Raw genomic sequence first — 1,683 nt, forward strand, 5'->3', positions numbered from 1 at the left:
GATGCCAGTCTGGTAGCGTTTGACCTTTATACAAACGTTTGTACGCGCAGTGCGCTGGCAACCACATCATATTGGGCAAATTCTCAATCGTCAGTTGAATACAATCAGGTACGTACTCTTGGCGCGTATCATAATGTCTACAATAGCCTGTCGCACAGTCCATGAGCTGACAGGTCACATCCGTATATTCGACCAGTTCTTCCTCATCATCGTCGTCCATATATTTAATCAAACAACAACTGCCACAACCATCACACAATGCTTCCCATTCACTATGATTTAATTCATCTAGATTAAATCGGGTCCAAAACTGTGGACGTAGCGTTGCACTATCGGCCTCGTCGGGCTTTGTATTGGATGTTTTATCAGATACTTTTTTTGAAAATGAACGTGATGGATCTAACAAGTTTGGCCTCATGGAGTCATAGTAGGGTTTTATAAAGTCACAGTATCATTTTGATAAAGAGCGTTACAGTATTATAGCTGTTTTTGTTGGTCGTGGGCGTTAAGGTAGGACGAGTCAAACAATTGAACATGTACAAACCCCCTAAATAAAACTCACAATATAAAAAAGGATAATAATATGCCTATTCAAACTTATGAATTAGTCAGCACGACAGACAATGGCGTTGAGCTTATTAGCTATATTGCACTGCCAGAAGATGCTTCTGATACCAATCCAGCGCCTGGTATTATGGTCGCACCAGAGTGGTGGGGTGTGGTTGACCATCCTAAGACCATCACCGAAAATTTGGCTAAGGCTGGTTATGCAGCGGTGGCAATGGATGTCTACGGTGAAGGCAAACTGACTGCAGATGCTGCTATGGCCAATATGTGGATGGAACAAGTACTTGCAGACCAAAATATGCTAATGGCACGCTGCCGCTTAATCCTCAATGACTTTAGTAGCCAACTGGCAGTCAATGGCGATAACCTAGGCGCGATTGGTTATTGCTTCGGTGGTAAAGTCGTTCTTGATATGGCACGCGAGGGCATGCCATTAAAAGCAGTCGCTACTTTCCACGGTAACCCAGCAGCGAAACAACCTGCAGACAGTAACTTTAAAGCCAAAGTACTGGTTGCCCATGGTCGTGATGACTCTATGGTATCAATGGATGCAATAGAAGATCTAAAATCTGAATTGGACGTAGCTGACGTAGACTATACGGTTGATGTCTATGATAATGCCAAACATGGCTTTACCAATCCAAATGCAGATGAGCGTGCCGCTAAAAATGATATCGATTTAGGCTACAACGAAAGCGCAGCTAAACAAAGCTGGGAAAATATGCTTGAGTTTATGAAAGCAAATTTAGGCTAGTTTGGGTTAATTTTAGCTTTTAAAGATATTTAGAATAAGTCTAAAGCAGAGTATGCGTGTCATGCTCTGCTTTTTTTGTATAAAAAACCCTTTACTAAGCGTGTAAATTTCTACCTGATCAAAGCTTTTTTTAAGACGCACTTTTGCAATAATACGTTTAGGCAAATTAAAATAAAGCGAGCAATCTACTTTAGGCGCATTCAACCCCTCATTGTGTAGTAAACTTGACCTCATCACAAAAGTAAAAATTTATTGTTCTACTTTTGGCACTCCATTTAAAGAAGGTTGTTATATCAATGAGTAACGCTAGTATCCAGTGGTTCCCTGGACATATGAATAAAGCCCGCAACGAAGTCAAAGAA

Annotated in this window: 2 protein-coding genes; one reads left to right on the forward strand and one right to left on the reverse strand. The window is 41.1% G+C overall.

Features of this window, described 5'->3' with window-relative positions; translation table 11 throughout:
• A partial coding sequence (locus ACS8FD_RS13830) for a YcgN family cysteine cluster protein (protein ID WP_439276296.1) occupies nucleotides 1–406 on the reverse strand: 406 nt, incomplete at its 3' end.
• Nucleotides 407–583: 177 nt separating this feature from the next.
• Here ACS8FD_RS13830 and ACS8FD_RS13835 point away from each other — a divergent pair.
• The gene (locus ACS8FD_RS13835; protein WP_439263144.1) at nucleotides 584–1,321 is read left to right on the forward strand and encodes a dienelactone hydrolase family protein; all 738 of its coding nucleotides are present in this window, start codon (nucleotides 584–586) and stop codon (nucleotides 1,319–1,321) included.
• Nucleotides 1,322–1,683: the final 362 nt, after the last annotated feature.

The organism is Psychrobacter sp. 1U2 (assembly GCF_051847575.1).